General features: G+C 44.7%; 21 protein-coding genes. 9 read left to right on the forward strand and 12 right to left on the reverse strand.

What is annotated here, in order from left to right; genetic code table 11:
* Position 1: 1 nt before the first annotated feature.
* Positions 2-457: a methyltransferase family protein gene (locus AC5EF3_RS05090; RefSeq protein ID WP_493547262.1), complete on the reverse strand. Its 456-nt coding sequence runs from the start codon at positions 455-457 to the stop codon at positions 2-4.
* A gap of 99 nt (positions 458-556) precedes the next feature.
* On the opposite strand from AC5EF3_RS05090, the gene AC5EF3_RS05095 reads away from it, so the two are divergent.
* A complete protein-coding gene (locus AC5EF3_RS05095; protein WP_493547263.1) occupies positions 557-1,963 on the forward strand; it encodes an L-serine ammonia-lyase in 1,407 nt (468 codons plus the stop codon).
* Here the strand turns inward: AC5EF3_RS05095 and AC5EF3_RS05100 are convergent.
* The gene (locus AC5EF3_RS05100) at positions 1,932-2,681 is read right to left on the reverse strand and encodes a helix-turn-helix transcriptional regulator (RefSeq protein ID WP_493547264.1); all 750 of its coding nucleotides are present in this window, start codon (positions 2,679-2,681) and stop codon (positions 1,932-1,934) included. The genes AC5EF3_RS05095 and AC5EF3_RS05100 overlap by 32 nt on opposite strands.
* Before the next feature lie 114 nt (positions 2,682-2,795).
* Here AC5EF3_RS05100 and AC5EF3_RS05105 point away from each other — a divergent pair, with 114 nt between their 5' ends.
* Positions 2,796-3,512: a glutathione S-transferase family protein gene (locus AC5EF3_RS05105; RefSeq protein WP_493547265.1), complete on the forward strand. Its 717-nt coding sequence runs from the start codon at positions 2,796-2,798 to the stop codon at positions 3,510-3,512.
* 58 nt (positions 3,513-3,570) lie between these two features.
* Here the strand turns inward: AC5EF3_RS05105 and AC5EF3_RS05110 are convergent, their stop codons facing one another.
* Complete coding sequence (locus tag AC5EF3_RS05110) at positions 3,571-4,239, reverse strand: hypothetical protein (RefSeq protein ID WP_493547266.1); 669 nt, start codon at positions 4,237-4,239, stop codon at positions 3,571-3,573.
* A gap of 257 nt (positions 4,240-4,496) precedes the next feature.
* Between AC5EF3_RS05110 and rpsD the strand changes: the two genes are divergently transcribed.
* Positions 4,497-5,114, forward strand: coding sequence for a 30S ribosomal protein S4 (gene rpsD, locus AC5EF3_RS05115; protein WP_015826436.1), 618 nt, complete (start codon positions 4,497-4,499; stop codon positions 5,112-5,114).
* A 101-nt stretch (positions 5,115-5,215) separates the two neighbouring features.
* On the opposite strand, the gene AC5EF3_RS05120 is transcribed toward rpsD, so the two are convergent.
* Positions 5,216-6,046, reverse strand: coding sequence for a TylF/MycF/NovP-related O-methyltransferase (locus AC5EF3_RS05120; protein ID WP_493547267.1), 831 nt, complete (start codon positions 6,044-6,046; stop codon positions 5,216-5,218).
* Positions 6,047-6,345: 299 nt separating this feature from the next.
* On the opposite strand from AC5EF3_RS05120, the gene AC5EF3_RS05125 reads away from it, so the two are divergent.
* Complete coding sequence (locus AC5EF3_RS05125; protein WP_493547268.1) at positions 6,346-7,176, forward strand: PPK2 family polyphosphate kinase; 831 nt, start codon at positions 6,346-6,348, stop codon at positions 7,174-7,176.
* 33 nt (positions 7,177-7,209) lie between these two features.
* Here the strand turns inward: AC5EF3_RS05125 and AC5EF3_RS05130 are convergent, their stop codons facing one another.
* Complete coding sequence (locus AC5EF3_RS05130; RefSeq protein ID WP_493547269.1) at positions 7,210-7,794, reverse strand: NAD(P)H-dependent oxidoreductase; 585 nt, start codon at positions 7,792-7,794, stop codon at positions 7,210-7,212.
* Positions 7,795-8,007: 213 nt separating this feature from the next.
* Between AC5EF3_RS05130 and AC5EF3_RS05135 the strand changes: the two genes are divergently transcribed.
* Both AC5EF3_RS05135 and AC5EF3_RS05140 read left to right on the forward strand, forming a co-directional pair.
* Positions 8,008-8,394, forward strand: a complete 387-nt coding sequence (locus tag AC5EF3_RS05135; protein WP_493547270.1) for a winged helix-turn-helix transcriptional regulator — start codon at positions 8,008-8,010, stop codon at positions 8,392-8,394.
* A gap of 87 nt (positions 8,395-8,481) precedes the next feature.
* Entirely contained in the window at positions 8,482-8,844 is a 363-nt protein-coding gene (locus tag AC5EF3_RS05140; RefSeq protein WP_015826441.1) for a hypothetical protein, read from the forward strand.
* Between the two features lie 59 nt (positions 8,845-8,903).
* On the opposite strand, the gene AC5EF3_RS05145 is transcribed toward AC5EF3_RS05140, so the two are convergent.
* Positions 8,904-11,309, reverse strand: coding sequence for a DUF4332 domain-containing protein (locus AC5EF3_RS05145; RefSeq protein WP_493547271.1), 2,406 nt, complete (start codon positions 11,307-11,309; stop codon positions 8,904-8,906).
* Positions 11,310-11,708: 399 nt separating this feature from the next.
* On the opposite strand from AC5EF3_RS05145, the gene AC5EF3_RS05150 reads away from it, so the two are divergent.
* Positions 11,709-13,739, forward strand: coding sequence for a methyl-accepting chemotaxis protein (locus AC5EF3_RS05150; protein ID WP_493547272.1), 2,031 nt, complete (start codon positions 11,709-11,711; stop codon positions 13,737-13,739).
* 59 nt (positions 13,740-13,798) lie between these two features.
* Here AC5EF3_RS05150 and rimO read toward each other — a convergent pair whose 3' ends face one another.
* From rimO to AC5EF3_RS05175, 5 genes are all read right to left on the reverse strand, one after another.
* Positions 13,799-15,151, reverse strand: coding sequence for a 30S ribosomal protein S12 methylthiotransferase RimO (gene rimO, locus AC5EF3_RS05155; protein WP_493547273.1), 1,353 nt, complete (start codon positions 15,149-15,151; stop codon positions 13,799-13,801).
* 195 nt (positions 15,152-15,346) lie between these two features.
* Positions 15,347-15,754: a hypothetical protein gene (locus tag AC5EF3_RS05160; protein ID WP_015826445.1), complete on the reverse strand. Its 408-nt coding sequence runs from the start codon at positions 15,752-15,754 to the stop codon at positions 15,347-15,349.
* Between the two features lie 256 nt (positions 15,755-16,010).
* Positions 16,011-16,346, reverse strand: coding sequence for a Grx4 family monothiol glutaredoxin (gene grxD / locus AC5EF3_RS05165; protein WP_015826446.1), 336 nt, complete (start codon positions 16,344-16,346; stop codon positions 16,011-16,013).
* 50 nt (positions 16,347-16,396) lie between these two features.
* Entirely contained in the window at positions 16,397-17,281 is an 885-nt protein-coding gene (locus AC5EF3_RS05170) for an aldo/keto reductase (protein WP_493547274.1), read from the reverse strand.
* Positions 17,282-17,309: 28 nt separating this feature from the next.
* Positions 17,310-17,552 carry a BolA/IbaG family iron-sulfur metabolism protein gene (locus AC5EF3_RS05175; protein WP_015826448.1) on the reverse strand — a complete coding sequence of 81 codons (243 nt, stop codon included), beginning with the start codon at positions 17,550-17,552 and terminating at the stop codon, positions 17,310-17,312.
* Between the two features lie 219 nt (positions 17,553-17,771).
* Here AC5EF3_RS05175 and AC5EF3_RS05180 point away from each other — a divergent pair, with 219 nt between their 5' ends.
* Complete coding sequence (locus tag AC5EF3_RS05180) at positions 17,772-18,062, forward strand: putative quinol monooxygenase (protein WP_493547275.1); 291 nt, start codon at positions 17,772-17,774, stop codon at positions 18,060-18,062.
* A gap of 94 nt (positions 18,063-18,156) precedes the next feature.
* Here the strand turns inward: AC5EF3_RS05180 and AC5EF3_RS05185 are convergent, their stop codons facing one another.
* Positions 18,157-20,010, reverse strand: coding sequence for a M2 family metallopeptidase (locus AC5EF3_RS05185; protein WP_493547276.1), 1,854 nt, complete (start codon positions 20,008-20,010; stop codon positions 18,157-18,159).
* Positions 20,011-20,332: 322 nt separating this feature from the next.
* On the opposite strand from AC5EF3_RS05185, the gene AC5EF3_RS05190 reads away from it, so the two are divergent.
* The gene (locus AC5EF3_RS05190) at positions 20,333-20,857 is read left to right on the forward strand and encodes a DUF1993 domain-containing protein (RefSeq protein WP_015826451.1); all 525 of its coding nucleotides are present in this window, start codon (positions 20,333-20,335) and stop codon (positions 20,855-20,857) included.
* Positions 20,858-20,884 lie beyond the last annotated feature (27 nt).

Genomic DNA, 20,884 nt, shown 5'->3' on the forward strand with positions numbered 1-20,884 from the left:
TTTATAGCCAGCGTCTTACGCGGGTTTTGTATGCCTCAAACTCTGGGCCGAAAATGCGTGCTGCGTCGCGTTCTTCGTGTGGAATATACCAATAATTGGCGAGCAAAAAGAGCATTAGGACAAGTAGGAAAGCGCTAAGCTGATTGAAATAAAATGCAGCGCTCAGGCTGATGAGTACAAAACCAAGATAAATTGGATTGCGGCTAATGCCAAAAACGCCGGTGGTAATGAGTTTGTTGGGTTCTTGAAATGGCTTGATATTGGTTCGAAGTTGTCGAAATTTTAGGGTCGCTGACACTAAGAATATAACACCAATAATTAGAGCGGATATTGAACCTGACATGCGGATATTTTCGGCCATGAGTGCAGGCATTGGAAAATAGGTCGTGATCATTTGCATGAGAGCGATACTCACCAAGCAATGCAAAATGGGTAATTTTAGAAATTTTATAAGCATGATTAGGCGTATTCCTATTCATATGACAGCAGAAACGTGCTTGTTTCTTTGGGTTGGTTTGATGAATAATGCGTAATTAGCCGGTGGAACAATTAATTTATGCTCAGCGTTTTTGACATTTTCAAAATTGGAATAGGTCCATCTTCTTCTCATACAGTTGGGCCTATGCGCATTACCAGTCGAGTCATTCAAGAGGTGCATGATTTAGGGCTGATAGACAAGGTGTCTCGCTGCGTAATCGAGTTGCAAGGGTCGTTGGCGTTAACCGGTGTTGGGCATGGCTCTGATAAAGCAGCTATACTAGGCTTAATGGGGGCTGAGCCTGATGCTGTCGATCCAGATTGGGCGGAGGCTGCATTTATTGACGTTAAGAAGACAAACCGCCTGACATTGCCCAATGGCAAGAGCATTAAATTCATACCAAAACGCGATGTTGATATGCGCGGCGATATTGTGCCCTTGCTTCACCCAAATGGCATGAAAGTGACTATTCTTAATGCCTTGGGTGAGTACTTGTTGGTGCGAACTTTTTATTCAGTCGGCGGCGGTTTTATCGCAAGCGAAGCTCAGCTGAATGCGCCTGCAAAAGATGATTTGATATTGGGAACAGGTAAGGGAGAGTACTCTTTTCATTCGGGTGCGGAGCTGGTGGCAAAATGTATCCAGCACGGCAAATCAATCGCGCAATTACTTCTTGCCAATGAGGATGAGCAGCGTAGCCGCGAAGAGACTGATCAGAAATTATGTGACATCTGGAAAGCTATGGATGGCTGTATAGAAAGAGGATTGACGCAAGAAGGTGTTTTGCCTGGCGGGCTGAAAGTACAGCGCCGTGTAGCAAAATTGTATCGAAGCTTACGTGAAAATCCAGGAGCTAATGAACGCGAACTTTTGTTTGATTGGCTCAATGTGTTTGCCATGGCAGTGAATGAAGAAAATGCGGCGGGAGGGCGTGTTGTTACATCTCCAACAAATGGGGCTGCTGGGATTATTCCGGCTGTGATCAAACATTATTGCGCTGAAGAAGGTTGGGAAGAAGCCGATTGCTATTCTGAGGGCCGTATTGGGAAATTTTTACTGACGGCGGCTGCGATTGGTATTCTTTATAAACAGCGTGCGTCTATTTCGGGTGCTGAGATGGGGTGTCAGGGCGAAGTTGGGGTGGCGTGTTCCATGGCTGCTGCTGGCTTAGCGGCTGTATGGGGGGCAAGTGCGCAACAAGTTTGTGCCGCTGCAGAGATTGGTATGGAGCACAATCTAGGTTTGACATGCGATCCTGTTGGCGGGCTGGTGCAGATACCCTGTATTGAACGTAATGCGATGGGGGCTGTGAAAGCCGCGAATGCAGCACGTCTTGCGTTGCGGGCTGTTGATGCGCCTAAAGTGACGTTGGATCAGGTGATTGAAACCATGCGTCAGACGGGGCTAGATATGTCATCTAAATATAAAGAGACCAGCCAAGGTGGGTTGGCCGTTACTGTGCCCGTGAATGTCGTTGAGTGCTAACGTCTATAGGCGGGTTTGCATATTCGCATTCTTCACGGCGGGCCTTTTGGAGGTCTCTCCATTTTTTACGAAGAACTGGTACGCGTTCAGAAAATTTCTCGTGTGATTTTTCTAGAGAATTGACACGGTCTGTACGGAAGGTGCGAAAATCATTGCGTTTTTCACACCATGCGCAGATGAAACGTGCCGTTTCTGAATAGGCGACAAGGAATGGCCAAATGGTTCTGACGACTGTTTCATTTTTCTCATTGGTGTAATTCATATCGAGTTTGCGCTGCTCGCGAATGGCTTGACGGATCAAGGCAACATCACAAGAATCTTCTTTCAAATGAACAAATTGAACGGGTTCAACAGCGCTATCAAGAACAACGGGTTTTAGCCTGTCTGGCATTGCGAGGCGGATTTTTGCGAGTAGATCTTCAGCGCCGCGCTTTAGGTCTGGATCAGAGCGCATAGCAACCCACCTTGCGCCTAAAACAGCTGCTTCTAACTCATCAACAGTTAGCATTAGAGGAGGCATATCGTATTCGCCCGATAGGACATAACCAATACCGGCTTCGCCTTCTACGGGGACGTTTTGTGCCTGTAATTCCACGATATCTCTGTAGATTGTACGCAGGGATGTTCCCAATTCTTCGGCAATTTCCTTGCCGCGTACAGGATGACGGTGGCGTCGCAATATCTGGATGATTTGGAAGAGGCGTTCTGTGCGGCGCATATTAAATCCTAATGACAGACTGCTGACATATAAGTGTCATTAGGTGTGCTTATTTGTGGAGATGTTCAAGAGTTATTGTGCATTTAGTGTCGAATTGGTGAAGGGAAAATGTTTATGACGGTGTTATTTGGTTGGGGCCCAATGTGGGAATGTAGTTCAGTCAGTCCCTATGTGATGAAGAGTATGATTCACTTAGAGATGTTGGAAGTTGATTATTCTGTTCAGATTGCAGATCTTGAGGAAGCGCCATTTAAGAAAGCGCCTTATGTCAAAGATGAGGGAAAACTGATTGGGGATTCAGTTCTCATTAGGCGTCATTTTGAAGCAAAACTAAATAAAGATCTTGATGCAGCTTTATCCCAAAAAGAAAAAGCGCAGGCATGGGCAATTGAGCGAATGGTTGAAGCGGATATGGGGTTGATGCTTCTGCACGAACGTTGGCTGAAAGAAGAGAATTTCAATAAAGGGCCAATGCACTTTTTTGATGGTGTGCCTGAGGCGGTGCGTTCGAGTGTGATTGAAGGAAGTCTCAATGCACTTCGTCAACGAGCAGATGGACAAGGACTATCCAGATTTGAAGAAACTGACAGGTTGTATCTGTTTGATAAGGTTGTGAGTGCTTTGTCCAACCAGCTTGGCGATTCAACTTATATGTTTGGAGAGAATGCAACAGGTGTGGATGCGTGTGTGGCTGCCTTTGTTCAAGGGTGTTCTACGCCGTTTTTTGAAACACCAATGATTGATATTATGCACAAATATTCAAACCTTCAGGAGCATTCCAAGCGCGTTGATGCGCGCTTTGTAAAAACAGAAAAATGGGCTGCTGCTTGATTTAATTTGGGGAGGACGGCAGGCGGCTCAAGTTGGGAGCCGCCTTTGCATTTTTTTGCTAGCTGAAGGGACGAAGGGTGCATGTCCCTGCTGCAAAATCAGCAATTTGCTTTTCACTAGCTTTTGTGACTTTGGCATTGAATTCGCGGAGTTTGACCAAATCATATCTCAGCGTGAGTGGTTGCCAGTGATCATCGCCAGAAAAAGCGTAATCGATATAGTTTTCTTTTTCCAAGATATTGCGTTGGGCATCTTGCAGCATCAAATCGCAATGATTGGTATAGTCACCCTCAATTTTTTGATCTTTGTGAAGAATGAAATTCTCCGTCTCGATCGTGCAGTTTTTGTGATACCATGTACCGGCTGAGATGCGCGGCAATGTCATGGTCATTTTTAATTCATTCCACTTACCAGCCGTTAGAATGGCTCCACTTTGAAGGCTGTTTTTTAGCTCAAGCTGAATATTGGCATCAACGGGGCCTGAAGGTGTTTTGATGGACTTTGTTTCAAGGGGAAGAATTTCAGGGGTTCCGGTAATTGTTATCGTCTGACGGCGTAGCTCACTACCGGGGTAGAATTCACCGATATAGAGGGAAGCTGTGTAGGCTCCATCGGTGATCTGGCTTTCGCATATGTTTGCTTGCGCAAAAGCTGTATTTGGTAGAGCAATAGCGAGGGTTGAAGCCAGCAAGCATGCTTTAAGTTTCGTCGAAATTTGATGTGTCATGATTGCCTCTACGCTTACTGTTTTGCGATGTTTAACATAAAATAGTCTTGGTTGAAGTCAGAAGTGAGGCGATAAAGAGCAAATGAAGCCATTGTTTCGTAGCGTTTCAATTGCGCAATATTGACTCTGGATGATTTTACCTGTTTATAGCGCGCTCCCGACTTTTAGTTTGGGTATCACGGGTGATGTGTCGCCGCCGTTGCAATCGCGTATTTCAAGAGGAAATGCGCCGGCCCACGTCTAAATTGAGGTATACTATGTCACGTCGTAGTTCTGCGAAGTACAAACTCGATCGCCGCGTAGGCGAAAACGTATGGGGTCGCGCTAAGTCCCCAATCAACAAACGTCAATCACGTCCAGGTCAGCACGGTGCAGCTCGTAAGGGTAAGCTTTCTGACTTTGGTCTTCAATTGATGGCTAAGCAAAAGCTTAAAGGTCACTATGGTGACGTGACTGAGAAACAGTTCCGTCGTACATATGATGAAGCTGCTCGCCGTAAAGGTAACACAGCTGAGAACTTGATCGGTCTTCTTGAGTCCCGTTTGGATGCTCTTGTTTACCGCGCTAAATTTGTTCCAACAATCTTTGCTGCACGTCAGTTCGTAAACCACGGTCACGTGACTGTGAACGGCGTAAAAGCAAACGTTCCTTCATACCGCTTGCGTCCAGGCGACGTTGTTCAGGTTAAAGACAAATCCCGTTCTATGGCTCTTGTGCTTGAAGCACTTGGTTCAGCTGAGCGTGACATTCCTGATTACATCGAAGTTGAGCCAAAAGCGATGACAGCAACATTCGTACGTTTGCCTGAATTGGCTGATGTACCATATGCATGTCGCATGGAACCAAACTTGGTTGTTGAGTACTACTCATCTTAGATCTTTAGTTTTCAGCGGCGTTTATGTCAGTTTGATTTTAAATGCTGTTGGATACGCACAAAACGAAAAACCACAGTCACACCGACTGTGGTTTTTTTTTGCTATTGCTGTGCGCGTTTCATGAGGAAAATACGAGCTTGATCAAGATATGTTGGGCGAGGGGACGCTGTGAATTCAGGATGTTTATCTATGAATTCTTCAAAAGCTTCTTTTTGACCAATTTCATTGATGTCAGAGCGCCAGCCCCAATCATCAAAGATCAATACAGAGGTTTCAGCTAAAAGCGGTTCGATAAAGTTTAGCACTTCACACGTTGCTGAGTAGATATCACAATCTATCATAACAATACTGGCTTTATTCATGCCATATTTTTGTATCGTATCGTCATTGCAGGTTTCGTTGAACCAGCCTTTTACAAGATGCACGTTGGATAGATCGACGCCCTGCTTTTCTAGATAAGATTTTGTGGCACTTTCTGTTGAAGCAAATGCGCCCTTGTCCCAACCTTCTTCTTCAGAACCAGCAGGCATGCCTTTAAATGAATCGAAGCCAATGCTGCGAATATGTCCTAGATTGGCTTTTTTTAGAGAATGGCGCATGGTTGCGAGAGAGGTTCCTCGACTAACGCCGAATTCTAGATGATCACCAAATTTATGGCCATTTTGTTGAAGTTCGTCGATAATTTGATTGCAAATTCGTGCGTATTTTTGCTCAGGAATAAGTGGTTTCCACTTCGCTAAACCATATGCCATAGCAACACGCTTTAGCTTTAGTTTAGTTTTCCATTTTGCTTCGTTCAGCTCATAACGTGCTTTTTTTAGCGGCGATAATATACCAAGATGAGAGAGTGTAGATTTAAGTGCGTGTATCATAGTGAAAACTTCATCCATATCGGGGTTTGGATTTAAGTGACTGATATCCGACTGTTTCATTACCCAGTTTTGCTATCTTAGATTGTGTTATTGTCCTTAAATTTTGCTGGGATACATCGAAATACCCTTAAAACTTATATTATTTTATGGTTAATGTCATCCCGAGCGTGGCAAAAATGAAAGATTGCTACTTGTGGATGATCGTAATTGGCCAATAAATTTAATCTGTTCAAACCCTTGGTCAGCTAAGAAAAATTATGCTCTTATAAAAATCCCGCAGATTTCTATGGGAATATTGTTGTTTTGAGGTCTATTTGTCGTGGACCTGCGTGTTATGGATATTGAATAAAGGTAAGTGCATGTTTGATCGTCCAAATATAGAGGAAATTCGGAAGGCAACACTGGCCAAGCCGGGCAAGAAAATTTCATTGGACGATTACACAACTGATGGAACTGAATTATTCCCAGATAAAGATGAAGCTAAACGATCCCTGAAAGACGATGCATTGGCGATTGATGAATTGCAGGACCGTCTCTACGCTGAGAAAACACAGGGCATGCTGCTTATTTTGCAGGGCATAGATACATCTGGCAAAGATGGCACAACAAAAGCTGTGTTCTCTCAAACATCACCTTTAGGCTTGCGCGTTCATGCTTTTGGTAAGCCTTCTTCAAATGAATTGGCCCGTGATTATCTTTGGCGCATTCATAATTTTATACCGCGTCTGGGTGAAATTGCTGTGTTTAATCGCTCTCACTATGAGGATGTTTTGATTGGGCGCGTGCGAGGGCTAGCACCCATGTCTCAGATTGAGCAGCGCTATGAGCAGATCAATAATTTTGAAAAGCATCTGACGCAAAACAATATCAAGATTGTAAAAGTGATGCTGCACATCTCACGACGTACGCAGGGGGAGCGATTACTTGAACGTCTTGAAAACCCTAATAAGCGTTGGAAGTTTAATCCGGGTGATTTAGAAGACCGCAAATTATGGGATGAGTATCAAGAAGCATATGAAATTGCCGTCAATGAATGCTCGACTGATGAGGTGCCTTGGTTTGTGGTGCCAAGCGATAGCCGTGTGCGTCGTAAAGCGATTGTCGCCCGTCTTGTGCGTGGGGCTTTGGAAGATATAGACCCGAAAATCCCTGATCCGGGCTATCGACCGGATCAGTTCGTGATTGATTAAACGAGACTTCACATTTTGAAGGCTGTTCTTGATTTAGACGAGTGCTTCGAGCATAGAATTTAAGCGATCAAAGTCAGTCTCCAGTTCTGGGTTTTTGATGACATCAAAAGCTGCAAAAGTGGGCTGAGGCTGCATTTTGAAAAACCGTGCTGTTGTATGCATCGGTAGCAATAAATCATCCAGTGAGCGCCCCTCTAAGAGATATTCATTGGGATCATCAAATGCTTCTGCTGGGGCGTTGAGGGTGACTGATAGCATGTATTTTGTATCGGAGCGTGTTCCGCCGCTTCCGTAATTGTGCTTGGGAGTGCGTGAGCTGCGGCCATCATTATCACAAAGAGGGCCGTTGGTGCCGGCGGTGTAGACATCATCAATGTATTTTTTCATGCGCCAAGGTGGTCCCATCCAATAGATTGGAAATTGGTAGAATATGAAGTCTGCCTGCACGTGTTTTTCTAGTTCTTCTTCAATATCAAATGCTTTGGCCGTTTCTGTGATGGAGACTTCTGCGCCTCTGGAAGAAAAGAAATTAGAAACTTGTGACACAAGAGAAGCATTTAGCTCTCCCGGCGCAAAGGAGTATGGCTCATGCCCGTTGATGATTAAAACGTTTTTCATTGAGATACCTGTTTGGAATTTTATGTAATTGGATCTTGAATGCTTTTATTGAGCGATAAATGCATTGCTGAATTGCCTCTTTAGGTATACTTTTTCAACTAGTTTACTTTTAGTAACTGGTTGTGAAATTTATGTATATATTTGATTTTGTTATGAAAAATAATTTATTTTTTAAATTCAGCATACAGGTTTGATGTGAAAGAGGCGTGAAGAATGGCAGAACGCAAGAAAGCAAAAGAGCCTCGCAAAATAGTAAGCGAGCCATGTTCGGTTGAATTGAGCATGCGGATTTTGGGCGGAAAGTGGACTGGTTCGATCCTTTATCATCTCAAAGACGAGCCGGTGCGTTTTAACGATCTATCGCGCGGGCTTGTTGGAGCGAGTAAAAAAATTCTGACAGAAAGATTACGACACTTGGAGAGCCATCAATTGATTGAGCGGCGCATTTTACCGACATCTCCTATTGGAGTTGAGTATGCCATCACACCGATTGGACAGGCGGCTATCGAGGGATTGGAAGTATTGAAAACATGGTCTGAAAATTTACCCGAGCCGATTAAAACCATGTGCCGAGATAATCTGATCGGTCATCAAAATTGATCCTTGCTATAATTATCAGAAGTTTTACTTGACGTTTTTATTGAAAAACGATATTGAAAATTATTGTTTTTCAATAAGGAACAGATTATGCAGTTGATAAAAATCGCGGCAATTTTGCCATTGGCTTTCGTTGCGACGGGATGCATTAATGTGCAGGCAAATGGCCATGGAGATTTTGATTTTCATGATGCCCAGTCTCTTTCAGGGGCTGTTGTTCAAGAAAATCAGATCATGATTACAGTTTCATCTAACGGATGTACCGATAAATCCTTTATCGATGCAGACGTTGAGCGCGATGGCAAAAATCATTTCGAGGTCGAGTTTGAACGTATCCGGGAAGACCATTGCCGGGCTTTAATGCGTGAAGGCAAGACGCTGACTTATACATTCCAGGAATTAGGTATTCCTGATGGATCCACAGTGGAAATTGAAAACCAAGTTCGCGGCTAATCTCCAAACCAGCCGCTAATTTGTGTTTAAACTTCTCAAGCTGCCTTATGTCGTCGCCTCTATGCAAAGGCGGCTTGAGCTTCTTCTATCCAGTCATAAACTTCTTCATGATCAAGCGCGTTGCCATTTTGAGCAATGCGTGCGCCGTCTTTTGTTTTCAAAAACGATACTGCTGATGCAAAGAGATCTCTTGAGGAGCTTTCTGCAAGATCTTCAACGCAGCGAACGCCGGCACCAACAAGAATTTGAGCATCGTGTACGCGCAAGGATGGCATGTCGATCATAAGCAGAGCTTGATCCTGCCAATCAATAAGCGTTGCGGGTGTCATATAACCACCGCCAAGCTTTGCCGACAGGTCTTTTGCTTTGGCTTGCACAAAATCACCAACTGTGTGGATGCCGACATTGCGCATGCGTGCAGCTGTTTTCTTGCCGATAGAGGGCGCATCAACGATTGGAGATTCATTGCTTAGTGGTTCACGGCGAGACGTACGCGAAGATGCATATGTATCTTCTTCAGCTGTGTCTTCGTAATCCACTGTTTCAGATGAATCATCTTCATTGAGACCTAGATCGTCATCATCCATTGCATCGATCATGGCGTCATATGTTGTGACGTCCATATCTTCATCTGGGTCATTTTCAACGGGTTCAAACCTTGTGCCTTTGGACACTTGTTTGAGTTGAGCAGCAAAAGCGGATTCGGCTTCATCATATTCTTTAGATTTTGCCTCAGAATGCTCGCCTGTTGTTTTGACGCGGTATTTGGGTTTCTCAGGTTGTGGCTCTGTATTTGTTGATTTTGCTGTTTGTTGCTTGGCCTCAGGAGCAGATGCTTCTGCGGCAGCTGCTGCGCGCTGCTCAGCTTCTCTCTGCTCAGCTTCGCGTTGAGCGGCTGTCTTGTGCGCTGCTGTAAGGAGGGCGGCGGCTTCAGCCGTTTCGTCGCAATCAGTTTGTCCACGGTTTTTGCGTTTGGAATCTTTTTCAGCCTGCTTTGTGGCCTTGGCTTGAGCTGCTGCGCGTTCCTCAGCTTCTTTCTTCGCGTTCGCTTCTGCGCGGGCTTGTTTGGCGGCTTCGGCTTTTTCAGCTGCGGCTTTTTCTGCTGATGCCTTTTCTTCGGCTTTGATCCGTGCTTCCTCGTCTGCTTTGGCTTGGAGGGCAGCTACTTTTTCAGCTTTTGCATTGGCAGCTGCTTCAATTTTGGCTTGAGCAGCGGCGGCTTTTTCTGCTTTGGCACGCTCTTTTGCGTCGGCTTTTTCTTGTGCTATGCGCTGCTTTTCAGCCTGTTTTGCTTCTTTGATAGCTAAACGTTCAGCTTTTTTATCAATCTTAGATGATGCGTCTTTGGCTTGGGTGGTGATTGTTGTGTCAGCCATCGCAACCGTTGCAGCAGCAGATGCTACAACAGGCGTTGCTTCTTCTATCACTTTGGCTGGCTGTGCTGGGGCTTCAGTTTGTGCGTTATTGTGTGAGTTAATAACGGGCGTTGCACCCGCGCGGGCGACGTGTTTTTCACCAATTTTACGCATACGCTGCGCATCAAGCTCTTTAAGGGGAATGCGCAGAACTTGTTGCGCATGCATTTTACGAATTTGCTTGTCATCATCGGGTAGTTTTTTGATGACTTTACCGGTTTTGCGAAGCTCTTCATACATCGCCGTCACAATACGGCGATCATTGGCATCTTCTAGTTTGCTTGTAATCCAGCGGATGGGAATGTCGAGTGTTGCCAAGAAACCGTTGATGGACAAATTCGATTTTGGTGGTGCAACGCCAGCTTCTTCAAAAGCGCGCATATAGATCGCAGCTAGCCCAGATGTGGCGTATGCAACTAGGTCTGAAATGACGTCTAGAAGTGTATCATCAAGCCCATCTTCTGGGACTTTGACGCCAGCATCCACATTGTAGTGATCAAGCAGAGTGTTGTAATGTGGATGAGATTTTTCTGCACCAGAGCGAACCATATCGGATACAAATCCTGGGCCTTCACCTGTTGGTACAACTGGATAGCCTTTGGTTTCTATGCGGCGTGCAATTTCTGGACGGGATTTAGCAATAGACCATTCAACAGCGCGATGAATTGCACCTTCTTCTTCTGTTTGGCCTGTGTGAAAAGGTTGGATTGGGTCGGCGTAGTAATGGCTCATCACGCCCAGAGCATAGGCTGCATCAGACCATTTCTTTGCCTTAAGCGCCATGACAGATTTTGCATACCATTCAAGGGCTGCATCACGTGCGCCGCCCCATTCACCTTCTTCAATATGAAGAACATGATTTTTGAAATCTTTAAATTCGGCGTCAGGCGCTTTAGCGCCTTTTAGGAGGTCGTCATGCATGACGAGCATGAGGTCGTGCCAGCGCTGCGCGTGCTCACCTTTTAAAAGAGTAAGTGCACCAATAGCGATGTGGTGATGCGTTGATCGACAACGATGCGCGCTGATGACGCGAAAGAGGAGCGAGGTCATATCGGCTTCCCTGAGAAATATGTCATGAAGGAACCCGAATATTGCGAAATAGCAAATAATCAGACCTTCTTAATTAACTATTTTTCGCGGGATATGGTTACTAGAGAGTAAATGGTCGGGTCAGAATTTCAATTTTAGTGTTAAACGTTGAAATTTAAAAAGCGACTAAAAGACAGAAATCTTTATTTGAATAGAGTTTGAGCTTGCAAAGCTATGATGCTTGCAACAGGCGCGAAATAAGGCCCTTTGCTTGGTATAATCCTGTTAACCAACGATTTTGATGGTAATTTAGCTGTGAAATTCATTTTCAAATTATTGCGACACAAAACCTTAGCTTAGGTGTTTCGTTAATACTCTTAAGGAATACTGCAGGCTGAAGAAGGATGAGGTCATATTCATATGAAGATTAATACGCGCTTGATCGCTGTCGCATTGGTTCCGTTAATAGGATTATTGTGTTTTGGCGGCTATTTTGTATTTCAAGGTTATGTGAAAAAGCAGTCAGCTCAACATGCAATCGAACGTATTGATCATGCTCCCCAACTCACGGAGCTGACACACGCGTTGCAAAAAGAACGTGGCTTATCCGCCGGATACATTTCTTCTAAAGGCAACACATTTGTTCGCGAGCTTAAACAGCAACGCGCCGTCACAGACCTGAAAGTGTTGCAATTTACTGATGTCGCAAATGAATTAAAACAAGATGCTGATCTTGTTGCAGATGTCTCAAAGCTAGAGGCAGATCTCAAGCAATTGCCGGCTATGAGGGGGAAGGTGTCTAGCCTGAATACTGATGTTGAAACTATGGCAGAATATTATACGTCGACGATCCACGATAGCATCATTACGACATATGATTTGGCATCTCATTTAGACGATAGGCATATTGTATTATTAAATTCAGTCTTTTCATCCATTATGATGGCAAAAGAGCACGCTGGTATTGAACGGGCATTGGGGGCAACGGGTATTAGCGCCGGTAAATTTCCTGGTGATGTTTATCAAAGATTTTTGGAAGAATCAGCCTTACAAAAAGCTTATTTTGAGTATGCTCTCATGTTTGCGACACCAGAAGAGCGTGATTTCATTAATGAAACCAACGACAATCCCATCAATGCTAGGGTGAACCAATATCGAGAACGCTTGCAACAGGCAGAGGTGTCAGGTGAGGGTATTGTAGGACTAACGAGTACGGAATGGTTTGCAGCGGCTACTCAACGAATAGAATTGCTGAGAAGTATAGAAAACCGTATGGAAAATGACCTTCATAACGCTGCCGTTCAATCTATGGTCAACGCGAATAACGCAGTTTTCTCATCTCTGTTTTTTCTTGTTGCTGTAATGGTGTTGTGTGGCATTTCGGTATGGCGGTTGAGTGTTGGATTGACGCGGCCAATGAAAACTTTGGTAAATGCGCTAAATGTACTGACCAATGGCGATAACTCTCAAGATGTTGAAGGTAAATCCCGCACTGATGAAATTGGAGAGATTGCGCGTGCGGTAGAGATATTTCGCCAAATGGACATTGAACGTCAGGTGGCGCAGGCAAACAAAGTGTTGCAAGAAAAAGAGGAAAAAGCACGCGCGGATAGAATCTCTGCTTGTGTTGATGAGTTCAAGACCCGTTCGAACAATGCTATCGCCAGTGTCGGTGCTACTTCAGAAAGCTTGAATGAAGTATCTGAGTCACTGAACCGCGCTGTGGAAGAAGCGCGCACAGGGGCGATTGTTGCAAGGTCTTCATCTGCTGAAGCGAGTGGTGCGGTGCAGGCTGTTGCGGCTGCGGTAGAAGAATTATCAGCATCTATTCATGATATAAATGCAAGAATTGCCTCGTCCCGTGAAGCAACCGAAAATGCAGCTAGTGCGGCGAGCCAAGCGACGGCAAGGGTGCAGACATTGGAGCGTTCGGCAGATGCCATTAATAGCGTGATTACAACAATCGCCGAGATTGCTTCACAAACGAATCTATTGGCGCTTAACGCGACGATTGAAGCAGAAAGAGCAGGGGAATCTGGTCGCGGGTTTGCTGTTGTCGCGCAGGAAGTTAAAAACCTAGCCAACCAGACAGCAAGGGCGACGGATCAGATTTCTAGTCAGATTGCAAGTATTCAATCAGAAACGCTTGCAGCGGTTCAAGGAATTAATGGAATTACTCAGCAATTTGAGGAACTTTCAGAGGCTTCTCAAGCTATTGCTGTTGTTATGGATCAGCAAACATCTGCGACGATGTCTATCAGTGAAAGCGTACAATCTGCGGCTCAAGGGTCGAGTGTTGCTTCCGAAGGTGTCGAGAATCTTGCGCGTTCAACTGAAATGACATCAGGCGATGCTGTCGCGGTCAAAGGTGCGTCTGAACAAGTTGGTCTTATGTCCAGAGAGCTGGAAATCGTGATTGACAAGTTTTTGAAGGATGTGAACGCAGCCTAAGTTACGCGAATAAAAGGGAGCGATTTATAATGGCTCCCTTTGTATTTTTTCGACGAAATTTAGTTTGAATTTGTTCCCGGCACTTTCGCCCAAAGATCATAGCAATCGGCATCCGTGATCTCTGCTTTGACAATGTCACCGACTTCTAAGTCAGGATAATTCTCTAAGTGAACGAGGCCGTCTATTTCTGGTGCATCCGCTTTTGTGCGTCCAACAGCAGCTTCACCATTGGAATCGTCGATAATGATATCTAGGACTCGCCCGATTTGAGCTTCTGAGCGTTCATGAGAGATATCTTGCTGCAATTGCATGAAGCGGTGCCAGCGTTCTTCTTTGACTTCTTCTGGGACGTGGTTTGGCAAATCATGTGAGACTGCACCTTTAACGTCTTCATATTTAAAACAGCCGGCACGGTCGATTTTGGCTTCACGCATGAAGTCCATCAACATTTCAAAATCATCATCCGTTTCACCCGGAAAACCAACAATGAAAGTCGAGCGGATAGCGATATCTGGGACATCAATGCGCCATTGCTTGATACGCTCTAGCACTTTGTCTTGTTTGGCTGGACGTTTCATATTGCGCAACACATTTGGAGAAGCGTGTTGGAATGGGATATCCAGATATGGCAGGATTTTCCCTTCCGCCATTAAAGGAATGACTTTGTCTACGTGTGGATATGGGTAGACATAGTGTAGACGTGTCCACATGCCCATATCGCCAAGTCCTTGACACAAATCAAGGAAGCGCGTTTCGTATTCTTTGTCTTTCCAAGTGCGCGGCTCATATTTTATGTCCATGCCGTAAGCGGATGTATCTTGAGAGATCACCAATAGCTCATTGACACCAGCTTTTTGCAATTGTTCTGCTTCACGAAGCACCTGATCAATCGGGCGAGATGCGAGATCGCCGCGAAGTGATGGAATAATACAAAAGCTACAGCGGTTTGAGCACCCTTCGGAAATTTTCAAATAGGCGTAATGGCGAGGTGTCAAACGGATGCCGCTTTCAGGCACTAGGCTTTGGAAAGCATTAGGAGGTTGAGGGCAGTGTTTATGAACGGCATCCATAACTTGCTCATATTGTGCAGGCCCAGTCACAGCGAGCACATTTGAATATTGGGCTTCAATGACTTCAGGTTCTGCGCCTAGACACCCCGTTACGATAACGCGACCGTTTTCCTCTAAGGCCTCACCAATGGCTTCTAGACTTTCATCACGCGCTGAATCGAGAAATGCACATGTGTTGACCAAGACAAGGTTGGCACCTTTGTACTCGCCAGAAATTTCGTAACCTTCAGCGCGAAGGCGGGTGATTATGCGTTCAGAGTCCACGAGTGCTTTAGGGCAACCCAGAGAAACAATTCCGATTTTTGGAGCAACGCCGCGTATAGGTGCTTGTTCGGTGTTCATCTAAGTCGGTCCTTATAAGGTGTGTCGTTCGTGCGTATGTCAGCAGGTAATAAGTCTACGCGAAGGATACAACCGTGCGTAAGAGAGGGCCTTCATTAGTTGAAAACCCTATACAAGAGCAAGTGCTATCCTCAAAAGTTGAATTGAGAAAGCGCCAAGTGTGATATAATTGTGTAGGTCAGGTGCTGGTATCGGCTATTTTAGTGGGTCTTCAGCGAAGGGTGTGTCAACACTGACTTCGTCTTGTTGAAGGTCTTGGTCTTGGATAGGGGCGTGCTCGCGAAGGCCCTCGCCTTCAACAAAAGCCAGACCTGCCACAATGCCGTCTCTCCAAATAACGTCACATTGACGACGTTTGCCTGCATATTGGATGCGAATTCTTTCTGGAAAGTTTTTTGCACCCTGACAAGAAATGCGAAGTCCAGTTTCACTCACATCGTTTATGATGCAGGGTTCGCTTCCGCCACTTGGGTAATACACACGTGAATCGCGATACATGATTTCGCGGTCACCTGCGCGTAAGTCAGCCGGTTCTTCCTCAGTGATTTCTTCAATCACTTCGTTTTTCTTAGATTTGAATTTTAGAATATCCCAGATACTCATAAACTTAGAAACCGTTTCCCAAAGCGTTTAAGGTGAATTAGTGTTTTAACGTAACAGGAAAATACTTGAAAAGCAGCTAACAAAAAGTAACCACGCGCTTAAATTTATGAGTTATTTAAGTATGTAGTGAGTTTTTATCTGCTTATATTAACTGTGAAATAGCAGTATTATCTTTGGTTTACTGTGAGTTGTTGAGTGTTGAGGTGTGGTGACGAACTTTATACAATATTCGTCACCATATGTGCATGAAGAAATATTATTGTTCAGCGTTCGCTGTTGCGATGCCTTTTTCTTCAAGATATTCGCGCAATTCACCTTGTTCGAACATATCTTTGATGATGTCACATCCGCCGACAAATTCACCTTTGACATAAAGCTGAGGAATTGTCGGCCAGTTTGAGAAGTCTTTAATTCCCTGACGAACTTCCTGATCTTCCAATACATTGATAGAATTATACTCAACACCAAGATAGTTCAGTATTTGTGCAACTGTCGAAGAAAAACCACATTGCGGAAAAACAGGTGTGCCTTTCATGAAGAGCATGACGTCATTTGAAGTCACGGCTTTTTGTATCGTTTCTTGAGCAGTCATGGATTTCAGTGTCCTAGTATTTTAAAAGGTTTGTTATCTCAGAGCTAAGTCTATCTAGAAGGAATTTCAAGCTTATCTGAGCAAGATGCTGCATTTGAGTGTAAATGTTCAATACGTGATGTGGTAGATAGGATTATATCGGCCAACCCTGAATGTTTCACCCAGTTTAAACATTCATGTGCTGTCATTTGTTGTTTTTGAAAACCCTTACCATGAAGAATAGCGCGGGCCGAATACCACATGTCTGATGGGTTTAGGGATAAACGTATTCCTTGAGCGGCAGGAGCAAGGGCTTCGATACCAATCACTCCTAGATTTTGGATTTGTGCTTTTTCAAGTCGTTCAAGATCTTGAAATGGCAAATTTCTATGAATGGGGGCCATAATGAGATCGAATGAATTTGATGAGATGGCTTTGTCCAATTCGTGACCTCGACCAGCTATGCCAAGGTATTTGAATAGACCATCTTGTTTGAGTTTTTGTAGTTCTGCAAGTAGCTGCGGTGTGAGGTCATTTTCACTGGGACCATGCAGAAAGAAAGCATCAATATGGGGAAGGCGTGATTTGCTGTCTGACAATTGAGCGCGGAGTCCCTTGATACTAAAATCCTTCCACATTTTTCGTCCAACTCTATGGGTGCCAGCCTTTGTAATAATGAATGGGGGAGGCAAATGCTCAGTGTCGTTAGATTTTTCTAAAGCTATTTTCAGACGCTGTTCAGCGACACCATCACCATAAAATGGTGCGGTATCAAAAACGGTAATTCCCAAGCGACGCGCTGTTCGGGTTAAATTGTTGACTTGAGCTTGGCTCACAAGAGGTGAGGCTAACACACCAGACACGCCAAAGCCCAAAATAGGAAGCACGGCACCCGTGGCCCCTAATGCACGCATTGGAAGCTGGGGAAGGTGAGATGACGATAAATGTTTCCCCATATTCAGAGGCCTATCTAAATGGGATTATTTACTTGGGAGCCCGTGTTTTGAGTGCGAGAGCGTGCAATTGCCCATCAGCGCCATCCATAGCACCTTTTAGCGAAGCATATACCATCTGGTGCTGTGCGACCCGTGTTTTTCCTTTAAATTGCTCTGAAACGATTTCTGCCTGCCAGTGATTATTGTCACCTGCGAGATCGGTTAGGATGATTTCGGCATCAGGAAAGCCATCACGTAGGTGGGAAAGAAGGTCATCATGAGACATTGCCATTGCTGAGGCTTTCTGAATTTAGGAATATACGTCTGAACACAAATTATGCCCTATATCTAGGGGGAGGCTATATGTAGATGCAAGTAGCGAAGCGACATATTTGATGGTTTATATCAAGTTCGAGCATTAGATTTTTTGAGAGCTCACGCCACGGCACGGCTTGTGACTGTTATGAATACGCATACAGTTTGACCTTTATATATAATATGGAGGTCAGCCATGATCGGCGTTACAGCTAAACTAGAAATTCAAGATGGAAAACAAGAAGAATTTGAAGCCACTGCCAAAGACCTAGTCGCAAAAGTGAATGCGAATGAAGATGGCTGTCTAATGTATCAATTATTTAAAACGCAAAATTCAAAAACCAGTTATGTGTTTATGGAGCAGTATAGTTCTATGGATGCCATTATAGCCCATGGGAAAACTGAATATTTCCAGGCAGCTCAAAAAATATTGGGTGGATGCCTCGCAGGCGCTCCAGTTATAGAGATGCATGATTTGATTGGTTGATGCTTTGTGTCTTAGACCAAGACAGCTCTCAATAAATATCTAATCTATGTAAAAACAGGAGTCGATATTCTCGGCTCCTGTTTTTGGTTTTATATTATTTCCAACCGCAAGCGCGGCCTTCGTTTTCTTCTTTCAGATATGTCATCAATGGATCGAAATATTCGATGATGGCAGAGCCATCCATTTCGCGTGTGCCGGTGAAGGCTTCAAGCGCATCTGGCCAAGGTTTGGATGCACCCATTTCCATCATTGCATTGAATTTTTCACCCACTTCTTTGTTGTTATAGATTGAACAACGGTGAAGCGGGCCTTCCCATCCGGACATCTCACAAGCAGCTTTGTGGAATTGGAACTGCATCACAAATGAGAGGAAATAACGCAAATATGGTGTGTTGCCTGGAATGTGGTATTTCGCACCAGGATCGAATGCGTCAGATGCACGTTCTACCGGAGGCGTTATGCCTTGGTATTGCTGGCGCAATTTTACCCATGAATCATTGTATTCTTCTGGTGTTGTCTCGCCCCGGAAAACTTCCCAGCGCCATTTATCAACCATCAATCCGAAGGGCAGGAATGCGATCTTATCTAGAGCTTGGTTCATCAATAGACCGGTGTCGGCTGAAGCGTCAGGAATTTCACTCTCTTCAATCAGGCCAATATCTTTTAGATAAGACGGCGTGATGGAAAGTGCGAGGAAATCACCAATTGCTTCATGGAAACCGTCGTGCGCACCTCCTTGGTGAAGGGTTGATTGGTTTTTATAGGCACGTTGGTAATAATTGTGGCCTAGCTCGTGGTGCACAGTTTGGAAATCTTCAGCATTCACCTGTGTACACATTTTTATGCGGATATCGTCTTTGCTATCAAGATCCCATGCTGAAGCATGACACACAACTTCACGATCGCGTGGGCGAGTGATTTGTGAGCGTTCCCAGAAAGTTTCTGGAAGTTCTTCTAGGCCAAGGGATGTGAAGAAGTTTTCGGCAGTTTCGACCATTTTTAATGGCGTGTAGCCTTTTTCTTCTAGTTTTGTTGTCACATCGTAGGAAGGGCCAGATGTTTCAGGACCAACTATATCATAGATGTTTGACCATTGCTGTGCCCACATATTTCCAAGCAGGTCTGCGCGGATGAAACCGTCTGCTGGTTGAACGTCATCACCGTATTTTTCATTCAGATCAGCGCGAACTTTACAGTGGAGTTGGTCATAAAGTGGCTCAACTTGCGTCCAGAGGCGCTCAACTTCTTTTTCCATATCGGCGGAAGGCATATCATAATTTGCCAGCCACATGTCAGCTGTGTCGCTGAAGCCAAGTTCGCGCGCACCCTCATTGGCAATTTCTACCATGCGTGCATATTCACTTTTCATGGGTTTAGAAATTTCGCGCCATCCGGCCCATACAGTTGCGAGTTCTTCAGGATCGCGACTTTCAGCGATGATGTTTGAAAGCTGTGTTAGGTTTAGTTTTTCACCATTATGTTCAAAAGTGCCTGTAGAGTATGTACTTTCGAGATTTGTTGTAATGTTGGCAAGCTCATCAGCGACACCATCGGTTGAAGGTGCTGGGATCGTGATGCCAGCCTTCAAAATAGACATTTTGCGCGCTAATTCAGCAGGCAGATCTAGTTCTTCGTATTTCTTAGTTTCGTTTGCTAGGCGTACAGCCATTTCAGTATATTTGGCACCAACTTTGGCTACGAGCCAGTTTGAGTCAAAATTGATATTTGTTGCTTGTAGCCAGTAAACGCGGGCAGCATATTCACCCATTTCAGTAAGCTCTGCTTCTGCGGCTGTGATAAATGTTTCTGCATCTTCGACAGTTAAAACAGGCGCTGCCACACTTGCTGCTGGTGCTTCGGCAACCGCTTCTGTTTTTTGCCAAGGCATTTGCGAAGACGCGCAAGCTGCGACTAATAATGCTGCACTTCCAAGAAGAATTTTTTTCATGTGATTTTCCCCGATCAAACCATTAACAGGCGATTTCTAAAGGTAAGAGAGACTTTTGGTGCGGATGGGTCAAGAGTTTGATTTTGAATTAGTCGTTTTGGCCCAAAGTTGCGCACAATTGTATAATGTGAGCAGTAAATTTGTCAATTTAGGGTAACGCGCGGATTTTTTTGCTCTCAGTATTGGCTGCTTGAAAATCAAATCATATAAAAATAAATCGCTGATATCTCTTGAAACCTCATCTTTGAATAGTAACTATAGAAAATGAAGTTTGTCCTGTGCGCAATGTACATAATCGGGCAAATGCAAGAGGGAGCGAAAAATGAGTTTAACGATTTCACAGGTGCTGAAAACAACAACAGCACAGACATTAGGTGCACTAAAAGGTGTGTTGGCCAAAGGTCAGGCCCATGCAGAAGCTATTGGTGTTGAAGAGAGTGTTTTTCTGAATGCGCGTCTAGCTCCCGATATGTTCCCGCTTGTACGTCAGGTGCAGATAGCAACTGATATGTCAGCACGTGGAGCATCACGTTTGGCAGGTCGTGATATGCCGAGCTTTCCTGACACTGAAACAACTTTTGCAGAGTTGATCGAACGTTGTGACAATGCGATTGCGCATATTTTGGGGACATCTGATGATGCGATAAATGCCAATGCAGATACGGTTTTGGAAATTCCTGCAGGAAAGGACCAAACTATGCCGATGACGGGAACAGCATATACATTGTCGTTTATCGTCACGAATTTGAATTTTCATGCGACAACCGCCTATGGATTGCTACGCAGCCAAGGTGTAGCGATTGGAAAGCGTGACTATCTCATGCCGCCAGGTGCTGAGGCGTTATAGACGCAGGATTTATTATCAGAAGAAGCG

Source organism: Hirschia sp., from assembly GCF_058892565.1.